An 18,071-nucleotide genomic window follows, 5' to 3' on the forward strand; every position below is an offset into this window, starting at 1 on the left:
CCCCCATGCGACGTACCGCGATCACCACCCTGGGCATTTCCTTCTTGTTCCTCGTACCACGCATAGGCGCGGCGGGAACCGTCGTGGTCGAAAACATCGGCCTCGATGAGGGGAATACCACGGGGCTTCTCGAGATCACCAGCCAACACTACGTCGACGCGATGCGCGCGATCGTCAGTGACCGGTACAAGGATGATTACCTCGCCATCAGCTGGGAAGCACTGGAAACGTCCATGACGAATGCCCAGGTCGCGCGCATGGAATATCGTTTCGCCGTGAATGGTGAAACACGTATCCGCGTCTACCACGCACTGGGTGGGGCCCCATTGGGGGCAATGGCGCAGTCCGCGTTCGGTGGCTCCACGCCGGCTATCGCGCCGGGCAGCCCGCAGAGCCCGGATGACCTGGAATGGAGCGACGGGAGCCCCTCCCCGGCCCTTGAAGCCACGGACTATGTCGCGGCGGACGCGGAGGACAGCCGCTTCTACTCGGGTTTCAACGAGACCAACCTGCGCGCACGCATGCTGCCCCCCGACGCGTCCGTACTGGAACCCTTCGATGTAGACGGTGTCGATCGCGCGATAGACGCCGAGTTCAAGATCCTCCGCGCGATCGAGCACGACCTGAAAACCCATGCCGTACCGACTGGCGGCAGCATACGTGGGGCGGTCGGTGGGGCTACGTGTGGCTCCTGTCGCGAGGCCATGCAAACCCTGTCCGATACCTACGACATCGACATCCACCTCACCCAGATGTTCGGCTCCTTGCCAAGTACGCAGCGAGATGCCCTCGTCGCAGCGGGAACGGCGAAACTTCGGGGTCGAAGGCTCGTGAGCAGTGAAAACGGGCGTCCCCTGCTGGCCCGCGACGTCCTGGCCGATGCCCGCGACCAGCAAGTAAGGCAAAGCCTGACCCCGTCGTCACTACAGCGGTCGTTCAAGGGCATCCCATGGCGGCCGCGATCATTTCGCCTGGCACCGCCGCGTCAGCCCCAAGCCAGCGGGCGTCCGGCGGAAGGCGGCTCGACAGCGCCGAACGCCGATGCGATGGAGCTGCCTTCGCCTCCCTGCTGAACGACAGCGCGCCAGCCGGCCTCACTCGGAACGAGGGCGCGCATGCGTGGGCGTGCGATCATACGCCCCATGAATGATTTCCAGCAGATGCCCCTGTCGCCCGCCCTCCTGGCCGCCGTGGAGAACCTGGGCTACACGTCGATGACGCCGATCCAGAGGGAAAGCCTTCCGCCCATCCTCGATGGGCGCGACGTCATCGCGCAGGCCCGGACCGGCAGCGGCAAGACGGCCGCCTTCGGGCTTGGCCTGCTCCAGCGGATCGACGTACAGCAGATCCGCTTGCAAGCACTGGTGTTGTGCCCCACCCGCGAGCTCGCGGACCAGGTCAGCAAATCGATCCGCCGGCTGGCAACGAACCTGCCCAACGTCAAGTTGCTGACCCTGTGCGGCGGCATGCCGCTCGGTCCCCAGCTGGCCTCGCTGGAACACGATCCACACATCGTCGTGGGCACGCCGGGCCGCGTGCAGGAACACCTCAAGCGCGGCAGCCTGCATGGTGGAGGCATCAAGGTGCTGGTGCTGGACGAGGCCGATCGCATGCTCGACATGGGCTTCGAGGAAGCCATCGACGACATCGTCAAGCGAATCGCGAAACATCACCAGACCTTGCTCTTTTCGGCCACCTATCCGGATGCCATCCGCGCCGTGAGTGGTCGCGTGCAGCACGATCCGGTGACCGTCACCGTCGAGGAATCCCACGACGAAACCACGATCGAGCAGCGCGCGGTCGAGGCCGAGCCTGCCGTCAAGGCCGATGTGCTCACGCGCATCCTCACCCAGGAGAAGCCCGAAGCGGCCCTCGTGTTCTGCAACATGCGCAAGGACACCGAAGCCGTGGCGGCGGAACTCGATCGCCGCGGTTTTTCCGCGCTTGCCCTGCATGGCGATCTCGAACAACGCGATCGTGACGAGGTGCTCGTCCGTTTCGCCAACCGGAGCTGCTCGGTCCTCGTTGCCACCGACGTGGCGGCTCGCGGGCTGGATATCGCGAACCTGCCGCTGGTGGTCAGCTACGACGTGGCCCATGATCCCGATACACACACACACCGTATCGGCCGTACAGGTCGCGCGGGAGCGACCGGCCTGGCGATCGTCCTCGCGGGTTCTCGCGAACTGGGCAAGCTTCGCCAGATCGAAGATCGCCTCGGCGGCCCTCTCGCCCGCTACCCTGCCAAGCCGCTGAACGAAGCCCGCAAGGTGCTGAACCTGGCACCCATGAAAACGCTCGTCGTCGATGGTGGCCGCAAGGACAAGATGCGACCGGGCGATATCCTTGGCGCGCTTACGGGCGATGCGGGCCTCGATGCCAAGGACATTGGCAAGATCGATGTCTTCGCCACCCGTGCCTACGTCGCCATTCGCCGCGACCTGGCCAACAAGGCCCTCGAACGGCTGCGCGCAGGCAAGATCAAGGGCCGTAACTTCAGGGTGCGCGCCCTGTCCTAGATACCGTTCAGGGCTGCCCGCAGACCGAGGCCGACGAGGAATCGTCGTCAAGGGGGTCTTCCAGGTCCGGTGACATGTTCGCCGCGGGTGCCGAAAACATGGTGACGAGGTCGTCGACGATGGCTTCGCGGGCCTCGCGAAGCGCCGCCCATGCCGGTGTCCGCAAGCCATCCTGATTCGCCCCGAAAACGTAATTCACATGAACTTCCGAGCCCGTCTCGACGGCGAACTGGCGCAATGCCGGATCGCACGACTCGCACGGTTGCTTGCTGACGAAGCCAAGCAGGTGGCCGGCCGGTGCGACCGTCCCTTCACCGATATCCCGGATGATCGCCTGAAGCACCTTGATCTCGGCATCGTTACCCCGATTGGGCATGTTCGGGCGAGCGGGCTGCGGCAGGACCTCGGAACCTTCGGTGGCAGCCGCCGCCATCGCGAACGTGACCACGTCGTCCTGCTTGAAGTACTCGCTGTCCGGGTCGGGCGGAGCGACCAGCCCCGGTTCCCTTGGATCGATGTACGTCCTGAACTCTCTTCCGGAGGCGGCGAGATAGGTTCGGGTGAACGGCACGCCTTCCACGACGTATCGGTATTCGAAATGGGCGAATGTCGCCCGGCGCAATTGCTGCTGGAACCGCGAGAGCGCCTGCACGGAGACATGGCCCCCGTGGTTCCTGGACGCGTCGACGAGCCAGCCCGCCATGGCGTTCGCATAGTGGCCCATGGCGACGCCGATCCAGGTCCGCATCATGTGGTCGTCATCATGGTCGACCGAGAGCAATGTCACGCCGCCCTGGAAGGTATCCCTGGCCCAGGTTGGAGATCCCGCACCCGACGCGGCGATCAGGAATATCGCGACCAATACGCTCATGATCCGGCACCGGGCGATCATGCTCATGGCCGCATTCCGCAGGAAAGTCGCAAGGCGCGCCTGGAGGCACCGAATGCGTCGCGATAGGACACATCCCCCTCCACAAGGAGTTGACTGGCCACCTTCGCCTCCACCACCTCGATGCGCGTGACCCCCGCGATGGCATCGGGCCGCCGGATACCGATCCACCCTTGACGGCTGCTGCGCAAGGGTGCCGCCATGCGCTCCGCAAGACTGACGATGCCATCGGACCGCTCATGGATCGACGCGAGCTCCTGCACCAGTTCGTGCGCGTACCACACGTGGATGGCCCTGTCCGTCGCGTCATCGAAACATAGTGGCCTCCGGTCCAATATGCCCGCGCCTGCGTATTCGGGGTCGTGGGTGCCATCTTGCAGGCAAGGCTCGTGCTCGAATGGAAGGCGCTGCCGGTACGCCGCCGCGATGCGTCCCAGCCGTAACGGCGCTGGCAACTGGCGAAAACCGTAGACACTCGTCGAGCCGGCATCCCACGCCGCCAGGGCGCCATCGAGGAACTGGATGAGATAGTGGAAATCATGCGCCTGCATGAACTCGCCGCCCACGAATCGATCGAGCACGTCGTGGCGGAGACCCCGGGCTTTCCACAAGGAACGGGGTGTCGCCGTCAGCTTCGTCCTGAGCAATTGAGCGGCGAGCGCGTAGTTCGCCGTCATGGCGGGATGCGCCAGGCTCTGGTTGCGAATGGCCTGCACATAGATGTCCGGCTCGATGCCAGCCTTCACGATGCTCCATGCGCCTGGCAGATAGCGTAGTTCTTCGGGCATCCTGAAGGTCTCGCTCGACACCCGCGCCTTCGTGAAACCCAGGTCCCACACTTTCATGTCGTGGAGATCGCGCAGGTTCACCGGATGCTCCTGCGTCGATACGCTCTCGATGGCTCGCCTCGTGGGCGCATCCGGCGGAGGAAGCAACGACCACTTGAGGTTCGCGTAGGGAGAGGAAGGACGATCGAGAACGTAGCTTGCGTAGGATTCGTCGGTGCCGCTGCTGAGGTATTCGTGACTGCCGTTCCCTCGCGAGTACTCGCGAATGAGCACGGTCATCGGATCGATGGCGAGCTCCGTCGTACTCGCAACCGGCGCCATCGCCGAAACAGCGATGGCGAAGAAGATGCAGCGCCGCGACTTCAAGAGCGCGGGCCGGATGCGGCGAAAGCGGATGCGGGGCATGGCGATTCCTTTCATGCACGACCGTCCGCGCAGGGGTCTTGCATTCGAGCAGGACGGCGCGTCATACGCCATCAGGCGAGTACTGGACAACCCGCATCCCGGACCCCAAAGCGCGTCGGTCGGCACCGGCCGCTCGCGAAGGTCATGTACCTCGCGGCTTGGCGCGATGCGTCGCCACCGCTGTCCACGGATCGTCGGGCCAGGGGTGTTTCGGATAGCGCCCCTTCAGTTCCTTCCTGACTTCCGGGTAGGTGCGGTTCCAGAATCCGGCGAGGTCCTGCGTGACCTGGATCGGGCGTCCCGCTGGCGATAACAGGTGCAGCATCACCGGCACGCGTCCATCGCCGACCTGTGGCGTGTCGGACAGGCCGAACAGTTCCTGCAACTTCACGGCGAGTACCGGCGGCGCACCCGGATCGTCGTCGCGCGTGCCGTACACGAGCCGGCGGCTCATGCCGCTGGGCACCTCGAGCTCTTCCGGCGCATGCGCGTCGAGGGCGCGGCGCTGCTCGTAGTCGAGCATCGACGACAAGGCTTCCGAGAGCTCGGCCGCCTGCACGGCTTCGATCCGCCGCTTGCCACTGAGGTACGGTGAAAGCCAGACATCGACCGTGCGCGTCAACGCATCGTCGGATACGTCGGGCAGGTCCAGTTCGGGACGCCATGCACGCAATGCGCCGATCCGCGCGCGCAGACGCAGGGCCTGCTCGCTCCACGGCAACGCTGCCACGCCGCGCGCCCGTATCGCTGCCAGCAGCGCGGGTAGCGCATCGGCACCCGTGACAGGAACGGCCTTGCGCGAAATCACCAATGCATCGAAACGGCGTTCTTCGAAGCCTTCGGCGATTTGCCGCGCGTCATCCCAGCGCAAGACACGTTCGGTGACGAACCGGTCCGCATGGTCGCGCTCGAGCACGTCGGGATCGAAAGGCGCGGCGGCGAAGACGAGGCTGTCGCGGGCATCCAGGCGCAGGTCCAGCACCACGAGCCACGGCTCGCCATGCAAGGCGCTCGCTTCGTGCAAACGCGCGCCGCGCCCATTGGCCAGCTGGTAGCGCATCGGCTGTGATTCGTCACGACGCGCGACCCGATCGGGAAACGCGTGGACGAGGAGATCGCCGACCGCGTGCGCGTTCGGTACGCCGCTGGCGGCCGTGCGCGCACCGAGCCGCCGACGCCACCCCGAGGAAGCCTTCTCGATGGCCGCGAGCGCTCCCACGTCGGCCGAGCCGGCACGCGCGGCGCGAGCACCGCCATCGCGCCAGAGATGCAGGGCGGCCAGGCGCTGGCGGAAATCGTCCGAGCGTCCGTATTCGCCTCGCAGTGGCGACCTCGCCTCGACGAGAGCCAGCAAGTCCGCCACCAAAGCCTTGTGTTCGGGCGCCGCCCGCAGCGCCGCGGCCGCCAGCCGTGGCGTTGCGCCCAGGATCAGCATCTCGCGGCCCAGGCCCGTGATGGAGGAGGCCTCGTCCAGCGCCCCGAGGCGGCGCAGCAGGTCACGTGCCTGGCCCATCGCGCCGGCCGGCGGCGCGTCGAGCCAAGGCAATTCATCGGTACCCCAACCGGCCAGCTCCAGGGCGAGGCCCGAAAGCTCGGTATGTTCGATTTCCGCCGTACGTGACGGGTCGAGGCGGCGGCTCTGCGGCCATAGCCGGTACGCGACGCCCTCGGCGACGCGACCGGCACGCCCCGCGCGCTGGTCGGCGGAAGCCTGCGAAATGCTCACTGTTTCCAGGCGGGCAAAACCGGAGGGCGGATCGAAACGTGGCTCGCGTGCAAGTCCCGAATCGACGACCGCGCGAATCCCCGGCAACGTCACGCTGGACTCGGCCACGTTGGTGGCAAGGACGACACGACGCGTACCGGGATCGGCCGGGGCCAACGCCAGTTGCTGGTCGGCCAGGGAAAGCTCACCGTGAAGGGCGACGATCTCCGCACCTTCGACCTGCCGTTCGAGCATCGCACGCACGCGCTCGATTTCGCGGCGCCCGGGCAGGAAGGCGAGCACGTCGCCTTCCACTTCCCGAAGCGCCTGCGACACGGTGCGCGTGAGGTGCTGCTCCACCGTCTCCTGCGGGCGTCCCGGGGGATACTCGACACGCACGGGAAAACTGCGTCCCGGGCTGCTGAGCCGCGGTGCATCGAGCCATTGCGCGATGCGTTCGCCGTCCAGCGTCGCCGACATCACCAGCAGGCGCAGGTCCGGACGCAGGCTCGCCTGCACATCCAGCGCGAGCGCCGCACCGAGGTCCCCCGCAAGGTGACGTTCATGGAACTCATCGAAGACGATGGCGCGGATGCCGTCCAGCGTCGGGTCGTCCTGGATCATACGGCCCAGGATGCCTTCGGTGACGACCTCGATGCGGGTGCGCGGGCCGACGCGGGACTCGAAACGGATGCGGTACCCTACCGTTTCGCCGACATCTTCACCGAGTTGCGCCGCCATGAACGATGCAGCCGCCCGTGCCGCGATCCGTCGCGGCTCGAGCATGACGATACGACCACCGGCAAGCCACGGCGCATGCAGCAGCGCCAACGGCACCTGGGTGGTCTTACCGGCACCGGGCGGCGCCTCCAGCACCAGGCGTGGCCGCTCCGCCAGCGAGGCGACGATCTCAGGGAGCAGCGGGGAGATGGGAAAGACGGGACTCATGTACCGGCTATGGTACGCAAGCCGGCATCCCCGCGGCCACGTACCCTACCCTTCCGCTTTGTCCCCAGCCGCTGTCGGCACGACCTCCGCTGCCGCCTCGAAGGGTCGCAGCGAGCGGAACGCGCGCCTGTAATCGTCCGACACCCGCTTGGCGTCCTCGCCACCGGTGATCACCTTGGGCGTGATCAGGACGATCAGCTCGGTACGCTCTCCGGCATCGACGTTCGTGCGGAACAAAGCGCCGAGGAAGGGAACGCGCGACAGGAAAGGCACGCCGCCGCGCGACCGGGTCTCGGATTCCTGGATCAGACCGCCCAGCAGGACGGTCTGCCCGCTTTGGACAGCCACCTGCGTGGTGAGCTTGCGCTTGATGATCGGCACGTTGTCGCCCAGGCGGATTCCCGCCCGGCTCACTTCCTGCGCGACATCGAGGTAAACCAGGCCACCGGGATTAACCCGGGGGCGGACATCGAGGATGACACCGGTGTCCTTGTACGCGACTTGCCCCACCTGGCTGTTGCCTCCCAGCGCGGTATTCACGTAGGTCTGGGTCACCGGGATCTGATCGCCGACCTGTATGCGCGCCTTTCGGTTGTTCACCACGACCAACGATGGCGCCGAGAGGATCTTCGCGTTGTCATCCTGCTGCATCGCATGCAGCACGACCTGGAGATCCTTGTTGACGAACGAGTAGTAAAGCGTGTCTGGCCGTCCGTTCAATCCGTGACCCCCGCCAAGGCTCCAGCGCTGCTTGTTGCCCGGCTGGGCCACGGCACCGTTGCCGCCAGCCATGCCTTCCAGATACCACTGCACGCCGAAGCGGAACTCGTCCCGCAGCGTAACCTCGAGGATGCGGGTCTCGATCTGCACCTGAAGCGGTATCGCATCGAGCCGCTCGAGTGCCTGGCGAATCTCCGACCATTGCGACGGACGCGCCCTCACCATCAGCTGGTTGTTGGTATCGATAGCGGTTACCCGGATGCCCGACGTGCCGTCACCACCCTTGGCCGCAGGCAGCTGCGTCTGCGGTGGCTCGAAGAACGACGACTGCTCGGTGGATTGGCCATCGCCGCCGGTATTTCCTTCGTTGGCATTGGCGTCGCCGCCATCACCCAACGCCGATGGCGTAAGCCCGGGCGCCAGCACGGGTGCGGGTGGGTCCTGGGTCGAGGCGCCGAAGACGTTCGTCACGTAGCGCGCCAGGTCGGATGCCAGCAGGTGGCGAACGTCGTAGACGAACAGGCGCGGTTCGTTGCCACCGCCACGATCGATGCGGGCGATCCATTCGCCCACCTGGTCGAGGTGCGCCGCTTGCGTGGCGATCACGACGAGCGCATTGGTTCGCTCGATGGGCATGAACCGGATCAACCCGGCCACGGGCGCACCGCTTTTTTCGCCGAACACCGAATCGAGCGCCGGCAGCAGTTCGCCCACCGACGCGTGTTCCAGGCCGAACACGCCGACCGACATGCCGGCGACCCAGTCGACGTCGAAGGTGTCGATCGTTTCGCCGTAGTTGGCCAGTTCGTCGCGGGTGCCGGCGACGACGAGTACATTGCGTGCGGCGTCGGCGAGGAGGATGGCGTCTGCGGTCGCAAACGGCGCGAGCAGCTTGGCCATGGCCGGGGCCGCCACATGGTGAAGGGGAAAGAGTCGCGCGCTCAGGCCAGCTCCCGGCTTGGCCGCCTTGAGGCTCGGCACCAGGCGCCCGGCTACCGCCTGGTGCGCTGGCAGGACACTGTAGCGACCATGCTCACGCACCAGTGCGTTACCCGTCCACGCAAGCAAGGTTTCCAGGATAGGCAATGCATCGTCCCGCGCGACGGGGCGCGAGGTGGAGAAGGAAATGGTTCCCTGCACACCAGGAGCCAACGAATAATTCTCGGCGAGCAAGTCGCCGAGTATGGCCTTCACCACCGCTTCGACGGGCTGGTCCTCGAAATTCAGCGTTACCGCGCCCTTGCCACTCACCACAGGATGGGGCGCATCGGCTGCGCGGGGGCGAATGAAGCGACCGGTTCCATGTTCGATTTCACGGGCGGCGGACGTCTTCCTCGTGCGGGGAAGATCGGATACCTCGCCACCCTCCGGAGCCAGTGGAAGAGATGAAGGAACAGGCCGGTCCACTCCTTCCAGCGCGGCCCGTTCGATGGTTCCGGAACCTTGTCGGGGTTTATGCGGGGCGCAAGCCGCCGTCAGCAAGGCCGAAAGCACGGCCAAGCCGATAATGCTGCGTTTCATGGTGTTGCTCCTCCTTCCCTGGGGGCGCGTCGAGCGCCCGCTACTGCGAATCCACTGATTGCTGGCGTTGTTGCTGCTGTTCCATGCGACGTTTCTGCACCGCTTGCTTCAAGGCCTCGATACGCGCCCGCTGGAGGGCGTCGTCGTCTTGCCGGGGGGGCGTCTCGCGAGCCGACGACGATGCCGCCGGACGGGGAAGCGCGGGGCCGGTCATGCCCTGTGAAGGCAGTTGCTCCACGTGAACGCCGTTACCCGATGGCGCGGGCTGTGCACGAGGTGGTTGTGGTGGCTGGCCCGGCTGACCGGGGGGCATGCCGGGAGGCCGTTGACCGTTCTTCGTGAGAGGTTCCGGAGCGGCTACTTTCAGCGTCAGCTCGCGGTGTTCACCACCGTTGTCGAACACCGCGCTGCGCGGCGTGAGCGATGCGAGTGTCCAGTGGCCATCGGCGAGCGCGGTGCCTTCCTTCACTCGCACGGTGGAGTCCTTGCCACGATCGCGAAGCAAGGCCATGCGCAGTTCGGGCGTCATGATGATGCCGGTCAACTCGAGATCGCCGATGTTGCTCGATGAATCGTCGGTATCGGCCACGGCGACCGGCTTGCGATCCGCCATGAACAAAGGCCGCTGCCAGACTTCGGAGAACCGTGCGAGCGGTGTCGGCGCAGGCATCTCCACCGGACGCGCGGCTGGCAGTGGTTCGGCGGCTACCGGATCGTCCCAATGGACTCCCCGCCCAACACCGAATACAAGGGAAGCGAACACCGCGGCGAGCACCACCGTGGCGGTGGTGAGGACAGGCGTCAGCCTGCGTTGTCCTGCGGCGTTCACGATGCCGCCTTCGCCGCGCGCGCGGCATGGATGTAACCGGACACGGTGAACTGCACTTCCATCGGCGCGGCCGCGCCGGAGCGCGCAGCCACCGGGTTGCGGTAGATGCTGAAGTCCTCGATGAAAAGATACGGTGTCTCTTCCTCGATGTCGTGCAAGACCGCCGTCATCGGTTGCACCTGGCAACGAAGGCTGATGTTCACCGTCACCTTCCGGTAGGGATCGCCGGCCTTCTCCTGACTGGGCACGGGCATCTTCTGGACGACATCGCACGCGCCGTCCTCACGATGCGCGGCGGCGACATCGACGATGCGTTGCATCAGGCCGGCGGCGGCGGCGTTGGTATCGTCACCGGGCAGGAAGGCATCGCTATGGGTCTGTCCCTGCTCCAGCGATGCCAGCCGTTTTTCGAGTTGGGGCCGTTCCGCGATAGCCGCCGCGTAGCGGCGCTGGGTATCGCGCAGGTCGTCCATTTCATCGGCCACGGTCAACTGCGGCGCGACGAACCACCAGTGCACGAAGGCGAAATAGCCGATCGCCACAGCCACCACGAGCAACAGGATGGCGGCGATGCGGGACTCAGCGGGCTTCATGCGCATCGGCGGTCTCCTTGCCCTGGACAGGTGCCGGTTTCGCCGGCGTCGTGGATGCGTTCGCGGGCTTGGGGGCCGACGCGCTGGCGGCCGGTACGGCCGCGGCGGTCTTGGCCGGCGCGACCCTGGCCGGCGCGGCGTCCGGCTTCGGCACCAGCGCCTTGGCCTGCATGTAGAAACGTTCCTTGCCGGAGGTCGGGTCCGCCTGGATGGTGCCCTGGAAACTCGGATCGCCGATCGTGCGGGCAGCTTTCAAGGCGTCGATCAGTCGCGCCGCCTGGGGACTCTGGCCCTGGAAACCCAATTGGCCGCTGGCGTTGAGGGTGAAACGCTCCAGCCAGGTGTCATCCGGCAGGCGGTGTGTCAGTTCTTCCAGTACGGGAAGGACGGCGGCGGTCTCCATTTTCTTGCGTGCAAGGAAACCGGAGGCGCCCGCACTCTCCGTGAGCCGTTGGCGCAATGCCTTGACCCGCTGCGCGTCGCCCTGCATGGCCTCGACATCGGCGCGCATGGTTTCGAGCGCCGCGTTCCTGTTGTGCAACCAGGCGGCCATGACGGCGAACAGCAGCAGCCCGATGACCGCGAACAAGCCGGCGTTGAGTCGTCGACGGCGGTCGATGCGGCGCGGTGCGCGTATCGGCGGCAGCAGGTCGACGCCCGCGAGGGCATGACCCTGCGCGACGTCGACCCGATCGGGGGCGACGCCCAGCGACGCGAGTTCGTCGAGCAACGGATCGAGCATCGCTCGTGGCGTGGCGGCGAGTTCGGCGACGAAACGCCCTTCCGGACCGCCCTCGCCGAGTTCACGTACACCGTAATGGATGTCTTCCGCGCGGAAGGGTGTCTGCCTGTCGAGATCGTAGCCCACGACCTGACGCAGGTTGTCGCGCGCCGCGACAGGCAGGACAAGGCGGCGGCGCAGTACCTGCGTGGCGGGCAGCACCAGGGCGATCCGGCGGTCGGCCGGGTCGGCCTCCGACAGGGCGCGCGCCAGCACGGCCACCCAGTGTTCCGCACCGTCGATATCCGCGACTTCCGCCAGGACGGCCGATTCCCCCGACCGGCGCAGCCGCCATCCATCGGTTTGTCGCTCGACCACGTACCAGCGCTCGCCACCGGCGAACGCCGCGCGCCAGCGCACCGGTACCAGGGCGGCGAGCTCACCGCCCCACCAGCGCAGGAAGCCCGGCAGCGCGCTGCCTCGCCAGGCGCGGCGCAGGCGGTCGAGCTGGACCTGGGAGGCTTCCTGCAATGTGCTCATTATTCAACATCTCCTTCGCGCCAACGCAAAATAGCGTAGGGCTGGTTTCCGGATCTTATCCCACGCAAACGGATCGTCGATGTAAGGGAACTCCTGGTTCCGTCGTCAAGGATCGCCTCCGCACGTATCGTGTGCGTGACACCGTTGCCTCCCGCGACGGCCGCACCGTTGCTCTGTCCACGGCTCGCGAGGATGGCATCGGCGCCCGCGCTGCCCAACCCGGGAATGGACGCCAGCGCCAATGGCTGCGCGTGTTCGGTATTGGGCCGTTCGCGCCCGGACCAGATCGTGAGCACGGGCGCCACCGTCGTCCACAGGCGCGCATCCATGCCCAGCACCATGCGAGCCTCTTCCACCGTGGCGAATGGTCCATTGCGCGGTCCGTAGGCGAGGCCCGCCGCTTCGTACTGCGGCTTCTTGGCACCGTTGGGCGACGCGGCATCGCCGGGGCGGCGCCAGTCCTGGATGGCGGCGGACAGGCTGCCGGCCTTGTCGTCGGTCGCGCCGGCGGCCTTGAACAGGCCGGTGAGGACGTCGCCGGATGCGGCGTTGAGGTCGACCTTGCCATCTTCGTCGACGATCGTGATGTTCACGTTCGCGTCGTCGAACGCGAACACGTAAGGCCGGCCGTCGGCCACCCATCGAGACGCCGCATCGGGCGTCTGCAAGCCCTCGATCGCGCGCATGACACCAGCCTCCGCGGCGTAGTGCGCGCGCGTCTGCGCGAACTGGTAGCGCGCCTGCAAACCCTCGGTACGGGCGAGCGCGGCGAAGCCACCGAGCATGATCGCCAGCAGCGTGCAGCCCCACAGGACGATGAGCAAGGCCACGCCACGGTCGCGACGCACGATCACCGCAGCACCGTTCCGCGGTTGCCGCGCATCATGCCGAACCCATTGCGCGAAGCGGACGGATCGATCCGGATCGGAGCGACGAGTGTCGGGAAGGCCACGTTGCCACCGGCCTCGAGCGCTATGCGAACCAGTGAGGGCATCCGTCGTCCGTCGGTCCAGCTGTCCTGCCAATCCCCGGGCCGGTTCTGGTCATCCATGCCGCGATAGGAGATCGCGCCCTTGCGAATGCCACGCAGGAGCACCTCGGGTTCACCGAGCGGTTGCGGGTCGCCGCCATCGGGTGGCAACAAGGCGAGCGTCACCTCCAGCCGATAACTCGAATGGCCGTCTTCCACCAGCGACACCGTCTGCAACTGCGGGCCCAGCTTCGACAGGTAGCCCGGCATGGGGGCCACGAAACGCAACGAATGATCGTCGCCGGCGAAGACGACCGGATCGCCGTCGTCGGTCTGCCCGAAAGGGATCACCAGGGCCTGCGCCAGTTCACTACGCAGGAACGACTGCGCCGAGCGGATCTCGTCCATGCGTTCGATGGCGTCGCTACCGCTGCGCACGATACGCGTCGCCGTGCTGATCCCGGAGTACACGCCCAGCAACACGATCGTCAGCAAGGCCAGCGCCGCCAGCACCTCCATCAGGCTGAATCCGCGCGCGCGCCTCATTGTGGAGGCCCCCCGCCGCCCGAGCCAGCCAGGCGCAGCGTCGAGAAACGCGCATGCCGTTCGTCGCCGCCCTGCCCCCAGATCACGTCGAGGTCGAGCCGGTACATGCCTGCCGCCGCGAACCCGTCCGCCGCCGGCTTCTCGTCGGGCGGCTGGTAACGGCTGACATTCATGCGCCAGCGATAGGTATCGTCGAAGCGGCCTTCACTGCCACCTTCGCGCACGGGTTCCATCACGAAGGCGCCATCGAGCAGGCTGCGTGCGCGCAGCGCGGCCTGGGTGCGTTCGTTCGCACGCGCGGTAAGGCTGAGCGAACTGCCGGCGACCTGCATGAGCGCCGCGAAGGCGATGGCGAGTACCGCGATGGCGGCGATCACTTCGAGCAGGCTGAAGCCTTGCTGGCGGGTGCGGCTCATCGCGTGTCCACCACGCTGACTGCGCCGGTCAGCCAGCCGACATTGACGTGCCATTCGCGCTGGCCACGCTTGAGGGTGATGCGTCCACCCGTGGAACTGCCATCGGGAAAGAAACGGATGCGTCCGGTGGTCGCGTTGGCCTGGTCTTCCCGCGCGCTGGTGATCGACACGCGCATATCCTTGGGCAGGCGTACATCCGGCTTGCCGGGTGCCTTGTAGGTCGACGCGGAGGTATCGACTTCCAACGCGAGGCTCTGGCCACGCACGATCGATTGCGCGCGCGTCCAGCGCAATGCCGCCGCGAGCTCGCCGCTGGCGGCGTTGACCCGCGCGCTGGCCAGTCCCTGGGTCACCGGTATCGAGACCGCCGCCGCGGCGATCCCGATCAACAGGATCACGGCCAGCATCTCGAACAGCGTGAATCCGCGTGCGCGCATGGCCGAGGCCTGTATCCCTGCCGCCGGTTACTGCCAGTTGCCGACGTCGGCCGAATAGCCGTCGCCGCCCGCTTTCCCGTCCTGTCCGTAGAACACGAGATCGAAGCTGCCGTGCTCGCCCGGGTAGCGGTAGCCGAACGGATGGCCCCAGGGGTCCTTGAGATCGGACGCCTTCGCGTACGGACCCTGCCAGCTGCTCGCGTCGGCGGGCTTGGTGGTGAGGTCGTCGAGCGAATGCGGTGGCGTGCCGTTGTCGAGCGCGTAGTTCTCGATCTTCTGGCTCAGCGTGGTGAGCTGGGCCTTGCCCGCGCCGTATTTGCCCTTGTCGACGTTCTTGCCGACCTGGGTGACCACGATGGCGCCGATGATGCCGATCAGGACGATCACGGCGAGCATTTCCAGCAGCGTGAAGCCGCGGGCGTGGCGGTGTCGGAGGGTACGGTTCGCGCGCATGGGAAAACTCCTTGGAACGGTTTGATCAGTTGATGTTGCTGGTAAGACTGAGCAGGGGCAGCAGGATCGCCGCCATGATGAAGGCGACCATGACGGTCATCACGATGGTAAGCGTCGGCACGAGCGCGGCGAGCAAGCGGTCGATGGCGCGCTTGGCCTCCACGTCGAACGTGTCGGCGACCTTGAGCAACATGGTGTCCAGCGCGCCGGCTTCCTCGCCGACCTGGATCATCTGCAGGGCGAGGCGAGGGAAACGTTCGGTCTGGCTCAATGCGCTGCCAAGGCCGGAACCTCCTTTCACACGCTCCGCGGCCTGTTCGAGGGCGAGGTCGAGCGCACGGTTGGAGGTGACCTGGCGTGCGATCGCGAGGGATGAAAGCAGTGGTACGCCGTTTTTCAGCAGCGTGCCCAGCGTGCGGGCGATGCGCGCGGTCTCGACCTTGAGCAGCAAGGGCCCCGCGACCCGCATCGTCAGCAGGCGGCCGTGGAACGCCAGCTTCGTCTCCGCATCGCGCAGGCGCAGGCGCAGGAACATGGCGAGCACCACGAGGAACACGCCGATCGCCCACCACCAGTCGCTGATCACCGTGCCGATCGCCAGCACCACCTTGGTGATGAGCGGGATCGGCACCTGCATGTCGGCGAAGATCGGCACGAACTGTGGCACCACGTAGGCCAGCAACAGCACGAGCGAGCCGAGCACGCCGACCATCAGGAAGGCCGGATAGATCAACGCGTTGATGATGCTGCCGCGCAGGGCCTGCGACCGCTCCAGGTAATCGGCGAGACGGCGCAGCGTTTCGTCCAGCGAGCCGCCGGCCTCGCCGGCGCGCACCAGGCTCACGTACAGCCGGGGGAACACGCCGTTCTCCTCGTCGAGCGCCGTTGAAAGGGTGGTGCCACCGCGCACGCGGTCACGGATGCGCTCCACCATGTTCTTCGCGCGCTCGCCCTCGGGCAGGTCGAGCAGGATGCCGAGCGCACGATCCAGCGGTTGTCCCGCGCCGAGCAGCGTGGCGAGCTGATGGGTGAACTGTGCGAGCTGGTCGCCGGTGAACGCACCCTTGCGGAACATCGCGGCGATTCCGCCGCCCGACGATTCGCCATCGGCCGGCGCGGCTTCGAGCGGCGTATGTCCCTGGTCTTGCAAGCGGGCGACCACGTCCTCGACGGACGAGGCTTCCATGCGGCCCGTCAGGGCCTCGCCGGCGGCGCTGATGGCTCGATAGCGGAACTGGCTCATGCGAAGGCCTACGATTCCTGCGTGACGCGCAGGACTTCCTCGATCGTCGTGATGCCGGCCACCGCCTTGGCCAGCCCGTCCTCGTACATGGTGCGCATGCCCTCGGCACGCGCCTGGCGCTCGATCTCACCCGCGTCGGCGCGTTGCATCACGAGCCGGCGCAGGGGATCGCTCATCACGAGGAATTCCATGATGGCGCGCCGCCCCCGGTAGCCCGTGGGATTGGTCGCGCTCGTGCCGGGTTTCCACAGGCGGATGGGACGCTCGTCGGTGTACTTGTGCAGTTCGAACTGCTCGATCACCTCGGGCAAGGCCTCATAGGGAATCGCGGTCTCGGGGTCCAGGCGGCGCACCAGGCGCTGCGCGAGAATGCCGTTGACGGTCGAACCGAGCAGGTAATCCTCCACACCCATGTCGAGCAGTCGGGTGATGCCACCCGATGCGCTGTTCGTGTGCAGCGTGGAGAGCACCAGGTGACCGGTGAGCGCGGACTGGATCGCGATGCGGCAGGTTTCCAGGTCGCGCATTTCGCCGATCATGATGACGTCCGGGTCCTGGCGGACGATCGAGCGCAGGGCGCCCGTGAAGTCGAGTCCGATCTGTGGCTTGACCTGGATCTGGTTGATGCCCTCGATCTGGTATTCGACCGGGTCCTCGACCGTGATGATCTTCACGTCGGGCGTGTTGATCTGCGACAGGGCCGTGTACAACGTGGTCGTCTTGCCCGAGCCGGTGGGGCCGGTGACCAGCAGGATGCCGTGTGGCCGGTCGAGCACTTCGACGAAGCGGCCACGGAAGTGGTCGGTGAAGCCGAGCGAGGCGAAGTCGAACACCACCGATTCGCGGTCGAGGATACGCATCACCACCGATTCGCCAAAGCTGGTCGGCACGGTGGAGACGCGGAGGTCGAGCTCCTTGCCCTGCACGCGCAACTGGATGCGTCCGTCCTGCGGCAGGCGCCGCTCGGCGATGTTGAGGCGCGCCATGATCTTCACGCGCGAGATCACCGCCGCCGTGGAACTCGAAGGCGGCGCCTCCACCTCGTGCAGGACGCCATCGATGCGGTAGCGCACCTTGAGCCGGTTCTCAAATGGTTCGATGTGCACGTCCGACGCGCGCTGTTCCACCGCGCGTTGCAGGATCAGGTTGACCAGCCGGATCACCGGCGCCTCGGAAGCGAGGTCGCGCAGGTGCTCCACGTCGTCTTCCACGGCGGCGTTGCCGTCCAGGCTTTCGACGATGCTGCCCATCGCGGAACGGCCCTGGCCGTAATAACGTTCGATGAGGTCGTCGATCTCGGAGCGCAGGCCGACGCGCAGCGGGATGTCGCGCCCGGTCGCCAACCGCACGGCTTGCAGGGGATACGGATCGGCGGGATCGGCGACGAGCAGGACGACGCCGTCCTCGCCGTCGCGGACGGGAACCACGTGGTATTGCTTGAGGAAACGGAGCGAGAGCTCCGTATCGGCCGGGGGCAGTTCCGGCGCGTCCTTCGCCGCGAGCAAGGGCAGGCCCAGCAGGTCGGTCCACGCGTCGGCGAGATCGCGCTCGGAAACCAGGCCGAGCCGCGCCATCAGCGCCGTGAGCGTGCCCTCCGGCGTTTCGTCGTGCAGGCGGCGGGCCCGCGCAAGGTCGGTATCCTTGAGCCGGCCATGCGCGACGAGGTGCGCGCACACCTGGGCTTCTCCCGGTTCCCCGGTAAGCATGTCCCTATGCTCGGTCATCGCAGACATGCCATCTCCATCACGGTCCGTTGATTGCGTCGTCCGGCCGATCGTTCCTGACCGCACGGGCCGCTATTGGTAGCACATACCGTGCGTCGGCGGCG

16 protein-coding genes are annotated in these 18,071 nt (G+C 66.6%); 2 read left to right on the forward strand and 14 right to left on the reverse strand.

Annotated elements, in window-relative coordinates; genetic code table 11:
* The first annotated feature begins 5 nt into the window (after positions 1 to 5).
* Positions 6 to 1,073, forward strand: a complete 1,068-nt coding sequence (locus tag AB6730_RS11790) for a hypothetical protein (RefSeq protein WP_371023800.1) — start codon at positions 6 to 8, stop codon at positions 1,071 to 1,073.
* 69 nt (positions 1,074 to 1,142) lie between these two features.
* On the forward strand, positions 1,143 to 2,519 hold the full coding sequence (dbpA, locus tag AB6730_RS11795) for an ATP-dependent RNA helicase DbpA (RefSeq protein WP_371023801.1): 1,377 nt from the start codon (positions 1,143 to 1,145) through the stop codon (positions 2,517 to 2,519).
* A 7-nt stretch (positions 2,520 to 2,526) separates the two neighbouring features.
* On the opposite strand, the gene AB6730_RS11800 is transcribed toward dbpA, so the two are convergent.
* From AB6730_RS11800 to gspE, 14 genes are all read right to left on the reverse strand, one after another.
* Positions 2,527 to 3,390, reverse strand: coding sequence for a hypothetical protein (locus AB6730_RS11800; RefSeq protein ID WP_371023802.1), 864 nt, complete (start codon positions 3,388 to 3,390; stop codon positions 2,527 to 2,529).
* 23 nt (positions 3,391 to 3,413) lie between these two features.
* Positions 3,414 to 4,601, reverse strand: a complete 1,188-nt coding sequence (locus AB6730_RS11805) for a hypothetical protein (protein WP_371023803.1) — start codon at positions 4,599 to 4,601, stop codon at positions 3,414 to 3,416.
* 142 nt (positions 4,602 to 4,743) lie between these two features.
* Positions 4,744 to 7,254: an ATP-dependent helicase HrpB gene (hrpB, locus tag AB6730_RS11810; protein WP_371023804.1), complete on the reverse strand. Its 2,511-nt coding sequence runs from the start codon at positions 7,252 to 7,254 to the stop codon at positions 4,744 to 4,746.
* Between the two features lie 45 nt (positions 7,255 to 7,299).
* Entirely contained in the window at positions 7,300 to 9,495 is a 2,196-nt protein-coding gene (gene gspD, locus AB6730_RS11815; RefSeq protein ID WP_371023805.1) for a type II secretion system secretin GspD, read from the reverse strand.
* Between the two features lie 40 nt (positions 9,496 to 9,535).
* Positions 9,536 to 10,324: a hypothetical protein gene (locus tag AB6730_RS11820; RefSeq protein WP_371023806.1), complete on the reverse strand. Its 789-nt coding sequence runs from the start codon at positions 10,322 to 10,324 to the stop codon at positions 9,536 to 9,538.
* The gene (gene gspM / locus AB6730_RS11825) at positions 10,321 to 10,923 is read right to left on the reverse strand and encodes a type II secretion system protein GspM (RefSeq protein WP_371023807.1); all 603 of its coding nucleotides are present in this window, start codon (positions 10,921 to 10,923) and stop codon (positions 10,321 to 10,323) included. Before gspM ends, AB6730_RS11820 begins: the two co-directional genes overlap by 4 nt.
* Entirely contained in the window at positions 10,904 to 12,178 is a 1,275-nt protein-coding gene (locus AB6730_RS11830) for a PilN domain-containing protein (RefSeq protein WP_371023808.1), read from the reverse strand. The genes gspM and AB6730_RS11830 overlap by 20 nt, the downstream gene beginning before the upstream one ends.
* The gene (locus AB6730_RS11835) at positions 12,178 to 13,032 is read right to left on the reverse strand and encodes a general secretion pathway protein GspK (protein WP_371023809.1); all 855 of its coding nucleotides are present in this window, start codon (positions 13,030 to 13,032) and stop codon (positions 12,178 to 12,180) included. Before AB6730_RS11835 ends, AB6730_RS11830 begins: the two co-directional genes overlap by 1 nt.
* Positions 13,029 to 13,694, reverse strand: coding sequence for a prepilin-type N-terminal cleavage/methylation domain-containing protein (locus AB6730_RS11840; RefSeq protein WP_371023810.1), 666 nt, complete (start codon positions 13,692 to 13,694; stop codon positions 13,029 to 13,031). Before AB6730_RS11840 ends, AB6730_RS11835 begins: the two co-directional genes overlap by 4 nt.
* Entirely contained in the window at positions 13,691 to 14,110 is a 420-nt protein-coding gene (locus AB6730_RS11845) for a prepilin-type N-terminal cleavage/methylation domain-containing protein (RefSeq protein ID WP_371023811.1), read from the reverse strand. Before AB6730_RS11845 ends, AB6730_RS11840 begins: the two co-directional genes overlap by 4 nt.
* Entirely contained in the window at positions 14,107 to 14,547 is a 441-nt protein-coding gene (locus AB6730_RS11850; RefSeq protein WP_371023812.1) for a GspH/FimT family pseudopilin, read from the reverse strand. The genes AB6730_RS11845 and AB6730_RS11850 overlap by 4 nt, the downstream gene beginning before the upstream one ends.
* 27 nt (positions 14,548 to 14,574) lie before the next feature.
* On the reverse strand, positions 14,575 to 15,000 hold the full coding sequence (gspG, locus tag AB6730_RS11855; protein WP_306851228.1) for a type II secretion system major pseudopilin GspG: 426 nt from the start codon (positions 14,998 to 15,000) through the stop codon (positions 14,575 to 14,577).
* A gap of 25 nt (positions 15,001 to 15,025) precedes the next feature.
* Entirely contained in the window at positions 15,026 to 16,243 is a 1,218-nt protein-coding gene (gspF, locus tag AB6730_RS11860; RefSeq protein ID WP_371023813.1) for a type II secretion system inner membrane protein GspF, read from the reverse strand.
* Positions 16,244 to 16,251: 8 nt separating this feature from the next.
* Positions 16,252 to 17,967: a type II secretion system ATPase GspE gene (gene gspE, locus AB6730_RS11865; RefSeq protein ID WP_371023870.1), complete on the reverse strand. Its 1,716-nt coding sequence runs from the start codon at positions 17,965 to 17,967 to the stop codon at positions 16,252 to 16,254.
* Positions 17,968 to 18,071: the final 104 nt, after the last annotated feature.

This window comes from Luteibacter sp. RCC_6_2, assembly GCF_041360655.1.
Taxonomy (GTDB): domain Bacteria; phylum Pseudomonadota; class Gammaproteobacteria; order Xanthomonadales; family Rhodanobacteraceae; genus Luteibacter.